This window comes from Halalkalibacter lacteus, from assembly GCF_036663595.1.
GTDB lineage: Bacteria > Bacillota > Bacilli > Bacillales > Bacillaceae_D > Halalkalibacter > Halalkalibacter lacteus.
This window is the reverse complement of record NZ_JAWRVL010000190.1, coordinates 1-274: the sequence shown is the minus strand read 5'-3', so window position 1 is coordinate 274 and position 274 is coordinate 1. Positions and strand designations below refer to the sequence as shown.

General features: G+C 64.2%; 1 protein-coding gene. It reads left to right on the top strand.

The window, feature by feature from the left end:
• Nucleotides 1-60: 60 nt before the first annotated feature.
• The coding region (locus SAZ04_RS22025) for a hypothetical protein (RefSeq protein WP_332699714.1) at nt 61-274 on the top strand (214 nt) is incomplete at its 3' end.

The following is a 274-nucleotide window of genomic DNA, read 5'->3' as shown; positions in this document are numbered from 1 at the left end:
CTGCCGCCGCAGGAGCGTCGGGCGCAGCGCTTACCGGCGGTTGATCCCCGGTGTCCACCCTTGCAGCAGGGCAGTAGCGCGCCGCTGATTGTGACTGGCCTTATTGACGGACAGCGCGTTCAACCGCTGCCGGGCACTACCACGCTGGTGATACCGGTGGCGGTGCAGGGCGGTCAGGGCGTTCAGCGCTGGTGGTTTTTAAACGGCGAGCCGCTCGAAACGCAAAGTCAGAACGGCACCCTGTCACTATCTCTTGATCGGGCAGGGGACTATC